Genomic DNA, 20,263 nt, shown 5'->3' on the forward strand with positions numbered 1-20,263 from the left:
CTCGCACTACCTGTCAGCTATACATTTCCGCCACAACGGCATGTTAGGGACTTTCACCCATAAGAGCGATGCGCTGCCAAGCGCACATAAAAAACGGAGCATACACTCCGTTTTGTTAAGTTGCTGCTGCTCTTTTTGATTTTTGGATATGTTTGAACAGGGAAACCATCAACGTTAAAAGAGGCAATAGCCATAAGAATAACGCATAAGGCAGATACTCTAGGATAGGAACTCCGACAATGGTACTGCACATAATCGCAAGCACACTCCATGGTACCATTCCTGGGAATAACATCGTCGTATCCCCCATCACCCTCGCTAATTCCTCTTCCCCATATTTATTTTTCCAATGAGGCAGGAAGGATCTCCCAGTTAAAATAATCGGCAGCGTTTGATTAGCCGCAATCACACTAATTAATAAGGTGGCTGAGAAAGTTTTTAATGTATCACCTGTTAAAGAAGTTGAACGTTGCAGCCATTTATCTAAATAAGGCTGAATGACATTCAATTCCTCCAATAAACCATTGTAAGCACCAGCTAAGGCAAGAAACAGCAGCAGTTCGTACATATGAAGGAAGCCGCCGCCGAGACCTTCTATCCCATGCCAAAAAGCTAAAGCTATTTCTGTAACAGCACCGCCTGCTGCTATAGAAATAATAACAGCACTTAGCACACTCGATAAAAAGGCATAAATAATGCTCAGCCTAAACAGAACTAAGAGGAGCAAAACAACAGGCGGAATAAACTTCAACAAAGTCAACTCACTCCACTGAAAAGGAATGGATTGGTTCATTTTCTCAGTAGAAAAGAAGTCAAAAGTACCATAAAACAACATCGACACCACTACAGCCATTACTGTTGTAGCGAGCATTGCACTCCATTGCTTTTTAACCGGTAATTCTAATGTATGCGCTAAAAGCTGATGGGCGCTAGAAAATGGTGACGTTCGGTCGCCAACAAACGCTCCTGAAACCAATGCTCCAGCTACAACCTCTGATGGCAGGTTTAGGACCGCAGCAGTCCCTATAATGGGAATACCAATTGCACTGAGAGTCCCCACCGTTGTACCAAGAAGCATTGAAAAGACCATCGCTGCGACAAACGTTAACACATAAAAATAGTGCGGATTAATAAAATAAAGTGCAATTTTAACCATTTGGTCAATGGTTTCTGACAGATACCAAGATGGAAGCAGGAAACTTACCAGGAAAAGTATAAGAATAACAATCCTAGTCTTGTACACTCCTCTACTACTAATTTGGAGGATTTGTTTAAAAGATTGCTTATTTCGCTTTGATAGATAGACAAGAACGAGATAACCCGGCAGAAACCCAATGACGAGTGGATGATGGAAAATTACAGACCAGATAACTCCTGCTAACGTTACGGTAAGGAGTAATGTTAATTGTTTTATCGAGAATCTATTCATTTTTATACCAACCTTAGCTTTAATAAAATTAATTATAATGATTGCTGTATATTTCGAAAAGCAAAATAAATGGAGCCGTTAAATTTTCGGCTCCATTTAATATTAATAGGTATTATAAATATTTTCACACTCTTCGCCAGAAGGCTGATAAAAACAATGCCGCTTAAAACGTGCAACTAAGGGTTGATTATACCATGTTTGCGGGCAGTCACCCTGCGGTCTAAAATACCAAAGAGCAAATTTAGACGGCCAAATCCTTTCACCATCAACGGCTCTTTGAGCTAAACGCCTTTCTGCCATCCTAGCTCGTTGATAAAAATAACCTTTTGTAGTAGCTTCAAATGCATGTGGCTGGTAAATCATTTGCGGAATGGTTCTGATACCCTTAAAATCAGAGCAGTTTGCACGAATACGATTTATACCAACATTCCCCACCATCAGCATACCTTGGGTGCCTTCCCCTTCAGCTTCTGCCCTAAGCAGTCTTGCTAAAAGATCGATATCCGAAGACCTGGCTTTTACTACTGCCATCACATCGCCCTCCCATATACGTATACCTATATCGTAATCTGGCGGGAGTAATCGTTGACTATATGGCTAACAAAATGGCAGTTTTAACTTTTTAATATATCTTCGATTCTATTTAATTCTTCCTCCGAGAATGAAAGATTATTTAACGCAGCAACATTCTCTTCTATTTGACTTACCCGACTTGCCCCAATTAGAGCGGAAGTTACCCTTCCTCCCCTGAGAACCCAGGCCAGAGCCATTTGTGCTAGATTTTGGCCGCGTTCGACTGCAACCTCATTCAGCTTTTTCACCCGATTCACAACTTCCGCTGTTACTTGGTCTTTACTTAGGAAGCTTACTGGTTTAGCAGCTCTAGATTCAGTTGGAATGCCGTTTACATATTTATTCGTTAACAAACCTTGAGCTAACGGACAGAATGCAATCGAGCCAACTCCATTTTCTTGTAGAACATCCTGCAAACCGTCCTCTATCCAGCGATTTAGCATGGAATAGCTTGGCTGATGAATGACTAATGGCGTTCCCAATTCATTCAAGATTTTTACCGCTTCCTCTGTTTGTTCCGCACTATAGTTGGAAATCCCTACGTACAACGCTTTACCTTGACGAACGACAGAGTCTAGTGCACCCATTGTTTCTTCAAGGGGTGTATTTGGATCTGGCCGGTGAGAATAAAAAATATCAACATAATCTAAACCCATTCGTTTTAAGCTTTGATCTAAACTTGCAATCAGATATTTTCTTGAACCCCAATCCCCATATGGTCCCGGCCACATGGTATAACCAGCTTTGGAGGAAATAATCATTTCATCCCGGTAAGGTGCAAAGTCCGTTTTTAACATGTGTCCAAACATCTCTTCAGCGGAACCAGGGGGTGGTCCGTAATTGTTTGCAAGGTCAAAGTGAGTAATTCCTAAATCAAATGCTCTTCTTAGCATTGTACGGCCATTCTCATATGTATCCACTCCGCCGAAATTATGCCATAAACCTAGTGATATGGCTGGCAATTGTAAGCCAGATTGCCCGCTTCTATTGTATTTCATCGTACCATATCGAGATTCATCCGCTTGATACACCATTTTAAATCCCTCCCTTTGTACTATCACCTACCATTATAAACTTTACCGAAGTAATAATGAATCCCCCAAGAGAGGCTTTTCTCTTGAGGGTGGATTACTAAACTACATCATCGAGTTGTTTATATAAATGTTCTCTTTCCGTTTCCAACTGCTCTAACTCTGTGTATTGTTTTTGCAGCATTTCAAGATCTACTCCTGTTTCCATCCTCTGCTTCAACAAGTGAATTTGCGTTTCCAGCTCCTCAAGCTTTTGTTCAATATCCACCACAGTGACGGAAGCCATAGTTGTTTGAGGTTTTTCAACCTTTTTTGGTGCAGCTTTTTCATGCTTTATGGGTTGAACCACTTTTACAGCACTCAATTTTCCCTTAGCCCAGTCATAATTCCCATCAAAGAAGTAAACGGTCCCATCCTGAAGCCAATAAACTTTATTAAATAATTTATTGAGAAAATAACGGTCATGCGACACAGCTAAAATCGTGCCATTAAATTGTTCGAGGGCTTCTTCTAAAACATCACACGAATCAATATCAAGGTGATTCGTCGGTTCATCCAGGATCAGCAGATTTATGTCCTGATACATAAGCTGTGCAAGGCGCAAGCGCATTCTTTCACCACCGCTTAATTGATTAACCTTTCGGAAAACGGCTGGTCCGTAAAACAAAAACCGAGCTAAAATATGACGTGCTTCCCCTTCATTAACACTTACTTCTGAGCGAAATACATCGATTACCCGTTCATCCCCAATGGTATGGAAAACATGCTGCGACAAATAGCCAATTTTCACATTGCTGCCAACCTTAACGGTTCCTGTGTCACTCTCGCATTCACCAAGTATCATTTTTAACAGAGTTGATTTACCTGTTCCGTTTTCACCAACGACCGCGGTCCGGTCCTTGTACTGAACAAGCATATTTACTTTTTCAAAAAGCCTCCGGCTGCCAAAGTTTTTAGAGACATCCTCTAGTTTAATAACATCCTTCCCGCTGCGGTCAATCGCCTCAAAATCAATCGCCATTTTTTTCACATCAAGCTTCGGACGATCAAGTTTCTCCATGCGGTCCAGTGCCCTCTGCATATTAGTAGCCCGTTTATGAAGGGCAGCACTAGGTGGATTGGCACGATTGGCCCAATCACGAAGGCGTTTAATGGCTTCCTTCATTTTTTTAATCTTCCGCTGCTGCTCCTGATATTCCTGGAACTCCCGTAACAATCGTTCTTCCTTTTCTTTTACAAAGCCGCTAAAGTTCGTATGATACAGCTCAATTTCCCCATCTTCCATATCCAGTACTTTTGTTACCACTTCATCTAAAAAGTAACGGTCATGAGAAATCAAAATAATGGTACCGGTATATTCCTTAAGGAATGTCCCAAGCCACTCGATTGCCATTAAGTCTAAATGATTTGTCGGTTCATCCAGTAATAAAAGCTCCGGTTTCTTTAGTAAGCTTAATGCCAAACCGACCTTTGTCTTTTCCCCGCCACTCAAGAGTGAAAAAGGTTTATCTAAAAGCTCAATAATATTTAAACCATGGGAAACTCGATCCATTTGTGCATCCATTTCATAGCCGCCGTTTAGGATAAAATCATCTTGAAGCTTTCCATATTGATCCATGAGCCTTTGTAAATAGGCAGGAGTCAACTCTTGCCCCATTTCGACTTCTAATTGTTGTAGTTTTGTTTCTGTCTCGACTAGCTGGTCAAATGCTGTCTTTAGCACTTCCTTAACGGTTAAGTCCTTATAATCGGGAATTTGGGCAAGGTAGCCTATTTTCAGCCCCTTTTTCCAATGAATAACGCCGCCGTCTACTGTTTCTTGATTGGCAAGCAGCTTTAATAAAGTGGTTTTCCCGCAGCCGTTTCGTCCAACCAATCCCACCCGATTTCCTTCGTGGACCTCAAAGGATAAATCTTCAAAAATAATATTTCCGCCAAATGATTTTACTATATGATTAACACTGCATACGATCATGTTCATTCTCCTTTTTTGAACACTCTCTTCACGCAAAAAACTGCGGGCATCCATAGATACCCGCAGCTCGAAAAATCGGCATGAAAAAAGAGTGCTAAAAAGGCACCCTCTTATTACCTATTTTACTTATGGGTAAAGAGATGTGTTATCGTTCTATTTTCATTTTGTAATTTTGGAAAAAGGGCAGACTACCCCCTTTGAAAACTACCTCATGAAAAATTGCACGGCACAAATATAGCGCTTCAAGCCACTGCACACGTACAAAAATAGAACGAACCATCTCTTTACACCTCCGTTTCATTTCAAGATAATTTTATTGTAAATAGTTCTGGCAATGATTGCAAGCCTATTTTTTCAGACTAATCAAAAGGTTTTAATTTTTCCCGCCGGTTTCTGGCTTATTCCCCCGAGATTACGAATTAATCCCGCGGCTTTTTTAATATTCCCGCGAATCAGCGGATTATCCCGCGAGACCACCCTAATGCAGATACTTTTTCCTGCCGCCGAACCTTCGGCGATAAACAAATTTCCTGACATCCTCTTCGGTAATTTTTCCATCATAGGCTGCAAACAATAAGGACTGAAGTTCACGATAATGCTCCATGACGAAAAGGGCAAACTGCTTCCGTTCGCCCCTTGCCTGCTTTATAAACTCCTCGTCATTCAATATTTCTTCAATTTGATTCTGATAAAATGCCTTTGTATCCTCCCATTTTTCTTTTCGGTTCTCCAAAATATCACGAGCATACTCAGGCATTTTTTCAACAACTAGATCGATATAACCTTGAGACCACATAAGCATTTTGTCTTTTTCCGGCAGGTCCATGACCATTTTCATCAGTTCGAACTCATCTACCTCTTCACTTGCTGCGTATCTTCCGACCTGATTCACCCTTTTCACCTCTTCATGAACAGTTATCCAACTACACTTTCAAGGGAATTTTCAATATCGTAATCGTTTTTCTTTTCTTCAAGCCAAGTGGAGTATTCCGTTTCCATTTTTTGATCAATCAAGGTTTCTTTTATTTCTCCTTTACTGTCATCAAAATTTGCTTCTTTTACTTCCTTTTTCTCTTCTACCTTAATTATATGATACCCATAATCCGTTTTTACTGGTTCACTAATTTCATTAACTGGCAATGTAAAGGCTACATCCTCAAATTCAGTAACCATGGTGCCTCTTGCGAAAAAGCCGAGCTCTCCTCCATTTTCTTTTGTACCCTCATCCGTTGAATATTCCTTAGCCAATTCTGCGAAATCTGCTCCATCGGTGAGCTTCTGTTTAACTTCCTTCGCTGTTGCTTCATCTTCAACCAAAATATGGCTTGCTTTTACTTGTTCTGCCTCACCTAATGAATCCTTATTCTCATCAAAATAGGTCTGTAATTCCTCATCAGTAACTTCTATTTGAGGTATTAGGAGTTTACGTAAGGTTAAATAACTTTTTAAATCCTCTTTAAGGGCATCTAGTGTTGTATTATTCGATGCGAGCATCTGGTCAAATACATCTTCCCCGCCATAAGACTCCTTTAATTTATCCACTTCTGCATTTACTTCTTTTTCTGTAATCGTAACCTTTTCTTTTTTAGCTTCAGAGGCAACAATTTTATCGGCTATTATTTGGTCAACGGCAGCTGCCCCGTATTGCTCCACCAGCACATCATACAGCTCATCCTTACTGATGGCTTCACCATTTATTTTTGCAACAGCTGTATCCTTTGTTAACGCTAGGCTTAGAAAAATACCGATTGCGAGAATTAGTACCACGATAATTAAAGACAGTGTTTTATTTTGTTTGATAAAAGTCATTCTTTTGATTGCTCCCTTAGATTATTTCGCCAGCTTAACGTTTACAGTGGTAAGCTTTCCGTCACGATATACTTCAAATTTAATTTCCTCGCCATTTTTTACATCAGAATATAAATATCTTCTTAGCTCTGAGGAATCCGCGATTTTTGTACCATTCATGGACACAATCACATCCTGAGCTTCTAACCCTCCGTTAGCTGCAGCAGAGTTTGGTTCAACCGCTGTAATCATAACTCCTTCTTTCACACTTTCAGGGAGATTCCCCCAATATAATTGTGGAACTTCAGTTAGATCAGCCAAACCAACTCCAAGATATGGCCGCTCTACTTTTCCGTTTTCAATTAATTCATTCACGATTGGGATTAAGTCGTTACTTGGGATTGCAAATCCTAACCCTTCTACGCCGCTTTCGGAAATTTTTAAGCTGTTGATTCCGATTACTAATCCTTCAGGGTTAATTAACGCACCACCGCTGTTACCAGGATTTATGGCTGCATCTGTTTGAATAACATTGGTCTCCCATGTACCTGCTGAGGTTGAAACGTCAATACTCCTGTTGACGGCACTAACGATTCCCTGGGTTACCGTTCTAGCAAAATCAAGCCCTAATGGATTCCCGATTGCGTATACCTGATCTCCTGGTCGAAGTGTGGTAGAATCACCAAACTGTGCAGTCGCTTCAACATATTTACTGTCAATTTTCAAGACAGCTAAATCAGTTAATGCATCTGTCCCAACAATTTCTGCACTTATCTTTTCACCGTTATATAACGAAACCTCTAATTTTGTGGCACCATCCACAACATGGTTATTGGTGACAATGTAGGCAATGTCATTATTCTTTTGAAAAATAACCCCTGAGCCTGTACCACTTTCAACACTTTGTGAATTGCTTCCATAAAAGCCTCGGCTTTGCTGTTGTTGGTAATTCACGATTCCCACAATTGTTTTTGAAAGTTGTTCCACCGTATCTGCGATCGATGAGGATGATTTTGATGATTTTGATGATGTTGGCTGGGCGGTTACGGTATTAGCCTCCGTATTTGTATTTTGCTGAACTGTACCAATGGATTGACTTTCGATTTTTGAAAAGTTGTCCATGTAGTCGGTGTATGGGAGAACGGTTAAGGTTAATACAGAACCGACGACACCCGCTGCCACCATTGAGGCAAAGCCCCTAACATTTCTCTTCTTTTTCTGTGCGCTGTTTTTTATTTCTACTCGGTTGGCAGGCTGCGCAGTTAAAGGTTCATCCGATATATTTTTCGGATTTGATAGAGTTTGTTCCTCTGGTATAGATTCCGCTGCCCTTTCTTCAACCGTTTCCTCCAACCTGCTTTGAGTAAATACAGGTTCACGCTCTCCTTCATTCGGGGAAGTTAATTCATACTCTTCTGGCTTCCTATTTTGAACATCTGAAACTTCGTCTGATGTATTTTGACTGTAATTCTCATTTTCTCTGTCGAATTCATCTTTGTAGTTCATAGTCTTTCTACTCCTTTACACGTGGAATTTGTGTAATTTATTATTGTATCTATACTTTAGCCCACAAATATGAAAAAATTGTTAACAAACTATAACGGGATTTGGAAATAATTAAGAAAAAAGTCGGATTTTTTGCAATCCTATCTATATCAGAAAGGTATTCGGACAGCTTCAGCTTTTTTAGGGCTTACCTTGTCCGAATGAGACCTCAATTCAGACAGCTTCAGCTCTTTTAGGGCTTGCGTTGTCAGAATGGGACCGGTATTCGGACAGCTTCAACTCTTTTTGGACTTGCCTTGTCCGAATGACACCTCCATTCAGACAGCTTCAACTCTTTCAGGGCTTGCCTTGTCCGAATGCGACCTCCATTCAGACAGCTACAACTCTTTTTGGGCTTGCCTTGTCCGAATGCGACCTCCATTCAGACAGCTACAACTCTTTTTGGGCTTGCCCTGTCCGAATGAGACCTAAAAAAAACAGCAGGGATTTCCCTGCTGCCTACTGTTTGAAGGTAATGGTAAATTTCGTACCTTTTCCTTTTTCACTTTCTACGTCGATCTCTCCGTTATGAAGGAGTACGAGCTGTTTTACGATCGATAGCCCTAGACCAAATGCCCCGTAAGGATTACTGGTTCTGGAGATTTCAGCTTTGTAAAATCGCCGCCAAATTTTTTCAACTTCGCTTGGGTCGATGCCAATACCAGTATCCTCTACTTCAATAATCGTAGTATTCTGTTCTTTTCGGCCACGCAGCCAAATCGTACCATCTGAAGTAAATTGGATACTGTTCTTTGTAATATTAATTAAAATTTGTACGAGTCGATCATAGTCAGCATTCACGATGATCTCTTCGTCTGCTTCAACCATGATTTGAACATTTTTCTCGTCTGCCTGTACGGATAATTGTTCTTGAATAATTTCCAAAAGTTCTAATAACTGAATATCTTCCCTAAACAGCTGAATTTGGTTCGAGCGAATTTTTTCATAATCTAGGTTTTCATTAACGAGACGAATAAGCCGCTTGGCTTCTTGGCTGACTAAATTGATTCCTCTTTCCTTGTCCTCTTCCGGAATCATGTCATTTTTTAAACCCTCTATCACCCCGCTAATGGTGGTTAACGGTGTCCGCATTTCATGAGAAACATCGGCCATGAATTGACGTCTGCGATTCTCAAGGGCTGAAATTTCCTCCATCGAATGGTTTAATTTTTTTACCATATGGTTAAAGTCATTGGCTAATTCACCAATCTCATCAAAATTCGAGGAAGGTACGTGCACATGGTAATCTCCAGCAGAAACAAGCGATGTCGCTTCACGCAGCTTCTTAATCCGGTTCACATGGATTTTAGACAGCAGCCAGCTGAGTAAAAACGATACCCCTAGTGCAATCAGTATCGTATAAATTAAAAATTGATTCACTTGGCGAATCATCGCACTTGAACCACTGATTGGCGAGGTTAACAAGATTCCGCCAACAAACCTGTCGCGATTATCTATATAGGGTAAAACAACAAATGTCACACCGTCTTGATCAAATCGTTTATAATCACTTTGGACAATAATGGTTTGACCTTTTGTAATCTTTTCCCACTCTGAAGGTTTCAACTCAATGGCAGGTCCACTTCGTCCGACAGCATACAGATTTGCCTCCTGATCAAACATACTAAAACTAATCTTTCTTGAACGTAAAGTATTACTATATTGAGTGATGATTTGATCCGTTGCAATCGGATTTCGTTCAATATCAGAAATGATAGATTTTCCATAAGAAATCAATTCATCAGCTTTTTCCTCATACACCAAATTACCGACATAATGAGCAAACAAAAGACTTAAGACAAGAAAAGCAACAATAATGATACTTATGTGGCTGATAAACTGTTGAGAAAAATATTTAATTCTTATCTGTCTGAATCGACTCATCAAACTTATAACCTACTCCCCATACAGTGTGGAAGAATGGCTGCGTAGTAGTTTCTACTTTTTTCCGCAGCCGCTTAATGTGGACATCTACGGTTCGTTCATCACCGTAAAATTGATATCCCCAAACCCTTTCTAGGAGCTGTTCTCTTGAAAAAACTTGACGAGGGTGTTCTGCCATGTAATATAAAAGATCAAACTCTTTCGGTGTAAGGTTTGTTATAGGCACTCCATCGACAAGGACTTCTCTCGTATTTTTACTAATTTTAAAATGTTCTGTCTGAAGAAAATCATCCATTTGGGCAGTCACTTGGGTTTGATATCTGCGTGTTACCGCCTTAATTCTTGCCATCAGGGTAAGCGGGCTGAATGGCTTAGTAACATAATCGTCTGCACCCATTTCAAGGCCCAGTACTTGGTCTGACTCTGTATCCTTCGCAGTCAGCATTATAATCGGCACCGTATAATTTTCCTCTCTAATTTTCCGGCAAATACTTACCCCATCCATCCCTGGCAGCATCCAATCCACAATCAATGCATCCCAAGTCCCTGCTTTAAAGGTGTTATACCCTTCAAGGCCGTCATTTACAAAGGTTCCTTGAATACCTTCCTTTGCAAAAAACATTTCAATCATCGAGCACACACTAGTGTTATCTTCAATCACGAGTATTTTCAAAATCCGTCACTCCCAGCAAAAACTCTTCTTTTCTTCAGTTTATACGATTTTTCTCTCATATCAACTATATCGCAAAAACTTCCCGGCTATTTAATACTTTGTTCATAGTTTGTTAATATCCCCATGAAAAAGAGGCCTGGAATCTTCCAGACCTCTAACACTGCATATATAAGCGCTGGTGAAATGATTTACGGTTCTAATATTAACTTACCAGTGGTTTTCCGTGATTGTAATAACCGATGTACATCCGCTGCATCCTCTAACGGGAACACTCCGCCTATTGTAAGCTTGAGCTTTCCTTCACCGAGATAGGTTAGCAGCTCTACTAAACTCGGTTGAAGCAGCTCAGGCTTTCTCATAATCTGCGGCAGAAAAAAGCCTATAACAGATTGATTTCGAGCCATCAGTGAAGAAGGATACATTTTGCTTTGTTCCCCGCTGGCTGCACCAAACACAACGAGACGGCCAAAGGCGGCCAGACATTTTAATGTTTTATTGAAAACTTCACCGCCCACCATCTCAAGTGCCACATCTACTCCTTTCCCGCCAGTTGCTTCTAAAACCTGTTCAACCCAGTTTGACTCCGTATAATTCACGAGTACATCCGCACCCATTTGGCGTGCTAGTTCCAATTTTTCAGCAGAACTTGCGGTTGCGATAATTTTTCCAGCACCAAACAGCTTTGCTAATTGTACCGCTAGTGTTCCTACACCACCTGCTGCTGCATGAACAAGAACGGTTTCCCCCATTTCTAACCTGCCCATCGTTTTTAACACATGATAGGCACTTAATCCTTGGAGCGGAAGTGCCGCTGCATGACGAAAATCTAATTGTTCGGGAAGAGGAATTAATGAGCGCTCATCGGCAAGAGCAAATTCTGAATAACCGCCTGATTCAATCAGGGTAACAACTCTCGTTCCTGGCTTAACAGTGGTTACTTTTTCACCAACGGCTGCCACCACACCTGCGATTTCAGCACCTGGAATAAAGGGAAGCGGTGTTTTGACCACATACTGACCTTCTCTTCTGGCTGTATCCGCATAATTGACGCCGATTGCTTTAATTTCAATTAGTACTTCACGACCTGCAGGAATTGGTCTCTCAATCTCTGCCATCTTTAATACTTCTGGCCCGCCATATTCTTGTAATTGAACAGCTTTCATCTTAAGACTTCCTTTCTACCTACCTTTATATACTGGTTTTCTTTTTTCCTTAAACGCCGCGACGCCTTCTTTGTGATCTTCTGTTTGTACCATTAAGACTTGAGTAAGACGTTCTTCTTCCAATATTTCTTCAAGTGAGCTGTTGAAGGAATGGTCAATTAATTTCTTTTGCTTACCAAATGCTTTCCCAGGACCCTGGGCTAAACTTAATGCTAGTTTCGTGGTTTCTTCTTGGAGCCTCTCTAACGAGAACAATGAATTAATGACTCCTAATTGATAGAGACGTTTTGCAGGAATCGGTTCAGCACTAAAGAAAAACTGCTTAGCTAAATGCGGGCCAATCAGCTTTGGAAGGAAGTAAGAACCTCCTCCATCCGATACCAAACCTACCTTTGAGAAGCTAAGTGCAAACTTACTATCCTCAGCCGCAACAATGATATCGCAGGCTAGGGCTAAATTAAATCCTGCTCCTGCAGCAAAGCCATGAACAGCAGCGATGATCGGTTTTTCTAAATCTTTCATCTGTAAAATTAATTCGTTTAATTTTCCGATATGTTCATAGACTTGATTTCCATCTGCCTGCCCCATTGTTTTTACATCTCCGCCAGCACTAAAGGCGCGTCCAGCCCCTGACAGGACAATTACTTGTACATCCGGGTCGTTTTTTGCTTCTTGAAGTGCATTTTTTAATCCAAGAACCATGTCCGGACTAAATGCATTTAGACTCTCTGGACGGTTTAATGTTAATGACAACACAGGACCCAATTTTTCCACTAATAAATCTTTATTCTCCAATAAAATCTTCCTCTCTCCTATTATTTAAGACGAGTTACAACTCTCCAGAAGCAACCTTAACGGCATGCTCAATTAACATTTTTGCTTTAAAGTTGAAGTTAGCAAATCGAAGGTCATTCGTTTGACCTTTCTTATATCGGTAATATATTTGTTGACATATGACCGCTAATTTAAAGTAGGCGAAAGTTAAATAAAAGTTCATAGCAGTAACGTCCCGGCCGCTTTTCTTCGCATAAAGCTCAATAAATTGTCTTCTCGTAAAAAAACCATCGTTCACCGTTACCGGTGCTCTTCCCAACCCCTTTTTTAAATCCTCCGGGTCATCAACTTGATTCCAATAGCCCAGCACTACACCGAGATCTGCAAGTGGATCTCCTACTGTTGTCATTTCCCAATCAAAAAGTCCTACCATTTCAGTTAAGTTCTCATTAAACATGGCGTTATTAAACTTATAGTCATAATGAATAATAGCAGCACTTTGTTGAACCGGAATATTGTCCGTCAGCCATTTTTTGAGAGTCACGACAGCATCCACATCATCCGTTTTTGCCCGTTCATATCGGCCAATCCATCCATGAACCTGCCTTTCCGTGAATCCCTCTGGCTTACTGATCGCTCCTAGTCCTGTCTCTGTGTAATGAATTCCGTGAAGTTCCACTAATTTATTGACCATAATTTCTGAAAGCTGTTGGCATAGTTCCTTGGTTACCGTAATTTCATCAGGGAAGGAAGTATCAATGACGATCCCGTTTTTTCGTTCCATGATAAAGAATGGGCTACCGACAATGTCCTGTTGATTGGAAAACAAGATTGGCTTCGGTGCAACTGAAAAGACTGGATGAAGCTCAGAGATGATTTTAAATTCCCTTTCCATATCATGCGCTTTCGGTGCAACCGGTCCCAACGGAGGGCGGCGTAAAACCGCTTCCCATTCACCCATTTTAATCTGATACGTTAAGTTTGAGTGACCTGCGGAAAATTGCAGAATCTCAAGGGGACTGTTTGGCAGATTTTCAATATTGCTCCGTAAAAATTGTTCTAAAACAGCTAAATTTAATTCTTCCCCTTTACGGACAGGAATGGTATCCTTACTCATTTGATGAGGCATCCTATCCCTCCTTGATTTTTAAAAATTCAGTCTCTTCGAAATATACCCACTGGTTAGTATACAAAAGAGAAAAGAGGGTTTAAGATAAGAAAAAACCCTCCATGAAATTTACCTATTACGCTTGTATTCCCTCTAAAATCATTTCAACAAAAACTTCTGCTACTTCGCGGTCTGTAGAAACTCCCTCTGGATTAAACCATTGATAGCTCCAATTGGCAGCACCTAGAATCCCAAATGTAACGATAGGTGCATTCAAGTCCGCCCGAAACTCTCCGTTTTTGATTCCATCTTTAAGCAGCTTCTCGACATTCAATCGAAATTCATCCCGCTTTGGCACAATTAAAGCAAGTCTTTCTTCATTCAAATTTTTCATTTCTCTAAAAAAGATTTTCGCAGCCGAACCCTGTATTTTAATATTACTTATTAGCATGTAGACAATATCGAATAGCTTCTCTTTACAGCTTCTATTGTCATCCAGTATTTTTCTTTGTTTTTCTAGTAAGTAATTAATGTATCCGAGATGAATGTCCATTAAGAGTTCTTCTTTACTTGAAAAATAATAGTAAAACGTCCCTTTCGTAACACCAATTGAATCCACGATGTCCTGAATGGATGTTTCCTTGAAACCTCTTTTCTCGAACAGATTAATACTATGTTCTGTTATTTTGTCTTTCACCGCTCATGTCCTCGCAATCTGTAATATGTCTAGTGAAATTATACCATATTCTATTTCGCTGCAAACACGGGCATCCGGCAGAAAATTGTCAGTCTTTTTATTGATAAACCGTTTCCTCTCGTAAGGCACGACGGAGAATTTTTCCAACTTGGGTTTTTGGCAATTGCTCACGAAATTCAACCATGCGAGGAACCTTGTAAGCAGCCATATTTTGTTTACAATATTGAATCAATTCCTCTTCAGTTGCTGTTTGACCAGCTTTTAAAACCACAAAAGCCTTTACATCTTCCCCACGGTACGGGTCTGGTACTCCGATGACAACGGCTTCTTGAACAGAAGGGTGCTCATAAAGGACTTCTTCAATATCACGAGGATAGATATTGAAACCGCTCGCAATAATTAGATCTTTCTTACGGTCCACGATATATAAATAGCCGTCTTCGTCTACTTTTGCAATATCACCGGTATAGAGCCAGCCATCTCTTAATGTATGGGCTGTTTCTTCTGGCATATTCCAGTAGCCTTTCATGATTTGAGGACCTTTAATAATGACTTCACCCAATTCTCCAACTGGAACTTCCTCCAAGCCGCTGGCAACATCTACAATCTTGTATTCTGTCGATGGCATACCAATTCCTACACTTCCTGGTTTACGGTCTGCAAACGGAGGGTTACAATGGGTGGTTGGTGATGCTTCAGAAAGTCCGTATCCTTCTAAAATTTTTGCCCCTGTTTTTCTTTCGAACTCACGTAGAAGTTCTACTGGCATAGGTGCACTGCCGCTATTGCAGGTTTTAATACTATTAATTCCGTACTCCTCAGCACGTGGATGGTTCGTAATCGCCACATACATGGTTGGAACCCCTGGGAATGTCGTTGGCTGCTCATTTTTAATGGTGTTTAATACTTCCTCCAATTCAAAACGTGGAAGCATGATCGATTCCCCGCCTGTAAAAATCATTAAGTTCATACAGGCTGTCATACCAAATACATGGAAAAGTGGAATAACCGTTAAACAGCGTTCTTTTCCTAATTCAAATTCATTTTTGAAGAATTCATAGGATTGAAGGACGTTCGACGCGATGTTTTGATGTGTTAACATCGCTCCCTTTGATCTCCCCGTGGTGCCTCCTGTATATTGGAGAACTGCAATGTCATGCTCCAGTTCAATCGTAACAGGTGTTACCTTTCCATTTCCATCTGCGAGGAAGGTTTCAAAACTGCGATCTGGTGTGAAATCTTGTCCAGAGGGCTGCAGGCTGACAACTATTATATTTTTCAAGTTTGTTCGTGGTTGAACAGTTTTTACTCTTGGATAAAAAGCATCCATGACAACAATCGTTTCGGCTCCTGAATCGTTTAAAATATATTCAAGCTCTCGTTCGACACTCATCGGGTTTACTTGTGTCACAATTGCCCCTGCCCCTAATACGCCGTAATAAGAAATAACATACTGCGGGCAGTTTGGAAGCATAAGTGCCACTCGGTCACCCTTTTGAACTTGATTTTGCTGGAGTGCAGAGGTAAAGCCTTGAGAAAGTCCTAGTAATTGCTGATAGGTAATTTTTCTGCCATAGAAGGATAGTGCATGATTGGCGGGATACTTTGCTGTAGTCTCTTCAAGTATTTCTACTAGATTTTTTTCAGGGTTTGAGATTGTAGAAGAAATCGTTTCTGGGTATTGAGCCATCCATACTTTCTTTTCAGTCATTGGTTTCCCTCCAAAAAATAAGATATAATTACTAAAAAGTAAGCCCGCCGCCATCAACAGATAGAGTTGTACCTGTAATAAACGAAGCTTCATCTGAAGCTAAGAAGAATATAGCATTTGCCACTTCATCAGGTGTCCCAATTCTGCCTAGTGCATTAGCCTTCGAAATAAACGGCCATCTTCTTTCATCCTGCTTCCAGCCATCGATAATCTTCGTGTCAATAACCCCAGGAGCAATGGCGTTAACACGGATGTTATACTTGCCATATTCAAGTGCAGCATTTTGTGTTAACAGCACCACACCTGCTTTCGAGGCATTATAAGCAGCTTGATATTTTTTACCCTTTAAGCCTAGTAAACTAGAAGTATTAATAATCGCTCCGCCGCCTGATTTTATTAATTCAGGTACCGCATACTTAATTCCAAGAAAAACGCCCTTTAAATTAATATCAATTACGTGATCCCATTCCTCTTCTGCAAGATCGACACTTCTAACCTCTGAATGGCCAATTCCAGCATTGTTAACCAAAATATGCAAGCCGCCAAAAGTAGTTGTTGTGGTGTTGATAAGTGTTTTTATTTGATTAGAATCCTTCACATCGGTTTTAACAAAAACAGCATCAGCTCCTGATTCTCTTATCAGACTGACAGTTTCTTCACCACCAAGGGTGTCCACGTCAGCAACCGTTACCTTTGCCCCTTCGCTTGTAAAGCGGATCGCAGTTGAGCGTCCAATTCCAGAGCCCCCGCCGGTGACAATGGCTATCTTTCCATTCAATCTCATGTTACTTCACTAACCTCTCTCCTAATATCTCTATCTAAAACATATCTTTTAACAGTACGAACGAGATACTATTGATATTTCTTTAATTCAAGCTTAGCTATCTGAGCACGGTGGACTTCATCTGGTCCGTCTGCCAGCCGCAATGTTCTAGAGTTTGCCCACATCGCTGCAAGCGGGAAATCATTTGAAACTCCGGCTCCACCAAATGCTTGAATGGCTCTATCAATAACACGTAATGCCATGTTAGGTGCCACTACTTTTATCATCGCAATCTCTGTTTTTGCCTCTTTATTTCCAACCGTATCCATCATATAGGCTGCTTTTAAAGTCAGGAGCCTGGCTTGTTCAATTTCAATCCTTGAATCGGCAATCCACTCTCTAATAACCCCTTGGCTTGAAAGCGGTTTTCCGAAGGCTTCGCGTTCTTGAACACGCTTACACAAAAGTTCAAGAGCTCGTTCTGCAGCACCAATCAACCTCATGCAGTGATGAATTCTTCCAGGACCTAATCTGCCTTGGGCAATCGCAAATCCTTTTCCTTCACCCCACAGAATGTTTTCTGCCGGAACACGAACATTTTCATAGGTAATTTCAGCATGTCCATGCGGGGCATGATCATAACCGAAAACAGGCAGCATTCGTTCAATTGTCACCCCTGGTGTATCAAGTGGTACAAGAATCATCGACTGCTGTTCATGACGGTTGGCATTAAAGTCTGTTTTTCCCATGACAATCGCAATTTTACACCTAGGATCTCCTGCACCAGATGACCACCATTTACGTCCATTTATAATGTACTCATCACCATCTCTAACGATGCTTGCTTCGATATTAGTCGCATCAGAAGATGCAACGGCCGGTTCTGTCATCGAAAAGCAAGAGCGAATTTCTCCTGCTAATAATGGTTTTAGCCACTTTTCCTTATGTTCCTCTTTACCATAGCGAACAATCACTTCCATGTTACCGGTATCAGGTGCACTACAGTTAAATACTTCTGGTCCAATTAGGGAGCGTCCCATAATTTCACAAAGCGGGGCATATTCCAGATTGTTTAAACCTGCACCATATTCACTTTCTGGGAGAAATAAGTTCCAGAGACCAGCAGCCTTTGCCTTTTCCTTTAAGTCTTCCATTACCTCAGGAACAGCACTCCACCGATTTTCTTGATCATTCAGTTGCTGCTCATATACTTTTTCATTGGGATATACATGTTCTTCCATGAAGTTTGTCAGCTTTGTCTGTAACTCTTTCACTTTAGCGGAATATAAAAAGTCCAATTGCTCCACCCCTCCATACATACTAACCAGTTGGTATCCTACAACTACTATTATACCTCCAAAGATTAAATATTCAAATTTATTTCTAAATATTCTAACAAATATTTTAATATCTTTTTATTCCCTTTTTTTGCTTATTCATTAATTCATATGATTTTTCAATAATATCGGTTAAAACATCTCCTTTATATACGCGACCTAATTTGAGGTTTTCTTGGTAGTATTCAACAATTTCATCCAGTTTGTCAGAGGTTTCTTTTGAAATTCTTACATTTAATTGTATTCTTCCATTTTCAGCCAAGGGAGACACTCCTATCATTTAAATAGCAATCTGCTAGCACATTGCGTAATTCGTGTTATTACTTGATTATATACTATTATTCTACGTTTATTTCAACAAATCCTAAAAAAGAATGACACTTGTATGGAGTCACCCTTCTAATGAAGTATAAATTTAGCTATTATTCAGCCTAACCTTTACATAAAAAAACAAATTTTGCTTCAAATTATGTTGAGGAGGTTTGTACGATATGGGTATGAAATGGTTATTTAGTTTATTACTGATGATTCAACAAGTGATTCCTCAAGCTAGTCTGCAGCTAACAAAAGAAGGGAAACCTTTTTCGACTATCTATAGAGAAGAATATTCTGTCGGTGATCCAAGTCTCACTATTCTGGATACTGAAAAATATGATCAACTAGTAAGAGAAATGGAGAAACAGTTTTCGGTTTCTCCTAAAAATGCAAAACTTGATCAGCATGGAAATATTATTCCTGAGCAGCTTGGTCTTAGTGTCAATCGACAAGCTTTTACAGAAAACTTTTATTCCTTCTTTTTTGAACAAAGCACTTCAACCTTAGAAATTCCAATGTACCCTGTTTATCCAAAAGTAGATAGTGAATTACTATCAGATATTAAAAATATTCGGATTGGCCGTTACATTACTTCTTTTAATCCAAGAAATAAAAAGCGTTCAGTCAATATTAAGCTGGCTGTCGAAGCCATTAATAATCATGTCGTTTTTCCTGGTGAGACATTTTCATTTAATAAAGTAGTCGGTAAGAGAACAAGTGAAAAGGGCTACGAAAAGGCTAAAGTGATTGTGAGAGGTGAATATGCAGAAGATATCGGCGGGGGAATATGTCAGGTTTCTTCTACTTTATTTAATGCTGTTGATAGTGCAGGATTGAAAATTGTCCAGCGTTTTTCTCACAGCCGACATGTCCCATATATTCCTCCTGGACGTGATGCAACTGTCAGTTGGTATGGTCCCGACTTTGAATTCAAAAACATGTACAATCAACCCATATTAATCCAGGCTAGAACGGTTGGGAATCTTTTAGTGATTAAGTTATATTCCTCCGAAGTCATTGAATACAAGCCAAAGAAGGTTCCTTATCCGCCACTATGAAAAAGCCCGCAAAATGCGGACTTTTTTTAACGGTCTTTATGATCATTTCTCAACGCACTTGCTAATAATTCTTCAGAGAACTCAGCGAGTGCGGTGTTATTAATATTTATGTTTTTTTTCGGTGTAAAGCTTTGGACTACTTCTTGAAAAGGCCGCACAATATTTTTTCGTTTTCCTCTTGTCAGCCCAAAAACGGCGGCGCTTATTCCAACTCCAAGAAGCGATATCCACATGGTCCCTCTGTTCTTTCGTTTTTTACCAAACATATTGAAAAACGGCATTACCATATTCCTCATCCAAAGCACTCCTTCATTTAACATGAAATGGAAAGTAAAATACCCCTTCCATTAGCTTAATGTTTGCCATTAAGGTGAGAATATGTTTGGAAAACACCTGTTGAAATGTTATTTGTTTACAGATTATAAAGAGGTTCACATGA

At 40.2% G+C, this 20,263-nt stretch carries 20 protein-coding genes; 1 reads left to right on the top strand and 19 read right to left on the bottom strand.

What is annotated here, in order from left to right; all coding sequences use genetic code 11:
- Window positions 1–115: 115 nt before the first annotated feature.
- The 18 genes from ACIQAA_RS28585 to ACIQAA_RS28670 form a co-directional block, all read right to left on the bottom strand.
- Window positions 116–1,429, bottom strand: a complete 1,314-nt coding sequence (locus ACIQAA_RS28585) for a Na+/H+ antiporter NhaC family protein (protein ID WP_402626420.1) — start codon at window positions 1,427–1,429, stop codon at window positions 116–118.
- 102 nt (window positions 1,430–1,531) lie between these two features.
- Window positions 1,532–1,960, bottom strand: coding sequence for a cell wall hydrolase (locus tag ACIQAA_RS28590; RefSeq protein ID WP_402626422.1), 429 nt, complete (start codon window positions 1,958–1,960; stop codon window positions 1,532–1,534).
- 83 nt (window positions 1,961–2,043) lie between these two features.
- On the bottom strand, window positions 2,044–3,036 hold the full coding sequence (mgrA, locus tag ACIQAA_RS28595; protein ID WP_402626424.1) for an L-glyceraldehyde 3-phosphate reductase: 993 nt from the start codon (window positions 3,034–3,036) through the stop codon (window positions 2,044–2,046).
- Between the two features lie 97 nt (window positions 3,037–3,133).
- Window positions 3,134–5,008, bottom strand: a complete 1,875-nt coding sequence (gene abc-f / locus ACIQAA_RS28600) for a ribosomal protection-like ABC-F family protein (protein WP_402626426.1) — start codon at window positions 5,006–5,008, stop codon at window positions 3,134–3,136.
- A 145-nt stretch (window positions 5,009–5,153) separates the two neighbouring features.
- On the bottom strand, window positions 5,154–5,309 hold the full coding sequence (locus ACIQAA_RS28605; RefSeq protein ID WP_402626428.1) for an RAxF-45 family protein: 156 nt from the start codon (window positions 5,307–5,309) through the stop codon (window positions 5,154–5,156).
- A gap of 177 nt (window positions 5,310–5,486) precedes the next feature.
- Window positions 5,487–5,900, bottom strand: coding sequence for a hypothetical protein (locus tag ACIQAA_RS28610; protein WP_402626429.1), 414 nt, complete (start codon window positions 5,898–5,900; stop codon window positions 5,487–5,489).
- A gap of 23 nt (window positions 5,901–5,923) precedes the next feature.
- On the bottom strand, window positions 5,924–6,817 hold the full coding sequence (locus ACIQAA_RS28615; protein ID WP_402626431.1) for a peptidylprolyl isomerase: 894 nt from the start codon (window positions 6,815–6,817) through the stop codon (window positions 5,924–5,926).
- A 21-nt stretch (window positions 6,818–6,838) separates the two neighbouring features.
- Entirely contained in the window at window positions 6,839–8,302 is a 1,464-nt protein-coding gene (locus tag ACIQAA_RS28620; RefSeq protein WP_402626432.1) for a S1C family serine protease, read from the bottom strand.
- A 498-nt stretch (window positions 8,303–8,800) separates the two neighbouring features.
- Window positions 8,801–10,225 (bottom strand): ATP-binding protein, encoded by a 1,425-nt coding sequence (locus ACIQAA_RS28625; RefSeq protein ID WP_402626434.1) that lies wholly within the window; start codon window positions 10,223–10,225, stop codon window positions 8,801–8,803.
- Window positions 10,197–10,898, bottom strand: a complete 702-nt coding sequence (locus ACIQAA_RS28630) for a winged helix-turn-helix domain-containing protein (RefSeq protein ID WP_402626435.1) — start codon at window positions 10,896–10,898, stop codon at window positions 10,197–10,199. Before ACIQAA_RS28630 ends, ACIQAA_RS28625 begins: the two co-directional genes overlap by 29 nt.
- Window positions 10,899–11,086: 188 nt before the next feature.
- Complete coding sequence (locus ACIQAA_RS28635) at window positions 11,087–12,061, bottom strand: quinone oxidoreductase family protein (protein WP_402626437.1); 975 nt, start codon at window positions 12,059–12,061, stop codon at window positions 11,087–11,089.
- 15 nt (window positions 12,062–12,076) lie between these two features.
- Window positions 12,077–12,856: an enoyl-CoA hydratase/isomerase family protein gene (locus ACIQAA_RS28640; protein WP_402626439.1), complete on the bottom strand. Its 780-nt coding sequence runs from the start codon at window positions 12,854–12,856 to the stop codon at window positions 12,077–12,079.
- A gap of 34 nt (window positions 12,857–12,890) precedes the next feature.
- Window positions 12,891–13,964 carry a phosphotransferase family protein gene (locus tag ACIQAA_RS28645; protein WP_402626441.1) on the bottom strand — a complete coding sequence of 358 codons (1,074 nt, stop codon included), beginning with the start codon at window positions 13,962–13,964 and terminating at the stop codon, window positions 12,891–12,893.
- Between the two features lie 115 nt (window positions 13,965–14,079).
- A complete protein-coding gene (locus tag ACIQAA_RS28650; RefSeq protein WP_402626443.1) occupies window positions 14,080–14,640 on the bottom strand; it encodes a TetR/AcrR family transcriptional regulator in 561 nt (186 codons plus the stop codon).
- Window positions 14,641–14,737: 97 nt separating this feature from the next.
- The gene (locus ACIQAA_RS28655; RefSeq protein WP_402626445.1) at window positions 14,738–16,351 is read right to left on the bottom strand and encodes a long-chain-fatty-acid--CoA ligase; all 1,614 of its coding nucleotides are present in this window, start codon (window positions 16,349–16,351) and stop codon (window positions 14,738–14,740) included.
- Between the two features lie 31 nt (window positions 16,352–16,382).
- Entirely contained in the window at window positions 16,383–17,135 is a 753-nt protein-coding gene (locus ACIQAA_RS28660) for an SDR family NAD(P)-dependent oxidoreductase (protein ID WP_402626447.1), read from the bottom strand.
- A gap of 68 nt (window positions 17,136–17,203) precedes the next feature.
- Complete coding sequence (locus ACIQAA_RS28665) at window positions 17,204–18,412, bottom strand: acyl-CoA dehydrogenase (RefSeq protein ID WP_402626449.1); 1,209 nt, start codon at window positions 18,410–18,412, stop codon at window positions 17,204–17,206.
- A 106-nt stretch (window positions 18,413–18,518) separates the two neighbouring features.
- Window positions 18,519–18,731, bottom strand: coding sequence for a hypothetical protein (locus ACIQAA_RS28670; RefSeq protein WP_402626451.1), 213 nt, complete (start codon window positions 18,729–18,731; stop codon window positions 18,519–18,521).
- A gap of 211 nt (window positions 18,732–18,942) precedes the next feature.
- On the opposite strand from ACIQAA_RS28670, the gene ACIQAA_RS28675 reads away from it, so the two are divergent.
- Window positions 18,943–19,824, top strand: a complete 882-nt coding sequence (locus ACIQAA_RS28675; protein ID WP_402626452.1) for a VanW family protein — start codon at window positions 18,943–18,945, stop codon at window positions 19,822–19,824.
- A 26-nt stretch (window positions 19,825–19,850) separates the two neighbouring features.
- Here the strand turns inward: ACIQAA_RS28675 and ACIQAA_RS28680 are convergent, their stop codons facing one another.
- Window positions 19,851–20,120, bottom strand: a complete 270-nt coding sequence (locus ACIQAA_RS28680; RefSeq protein ID WP_402626454.1) for a hypothetical protein — start codon at window positions 20,118–20,120, stop codon at window positions 19,851–19,853.
- Window positions 20,121–20,263: the final 143 nt, after the last annotated feature.

This window comes from Neobacillus sp. NPDC093182, assembly GCF_044754045.1.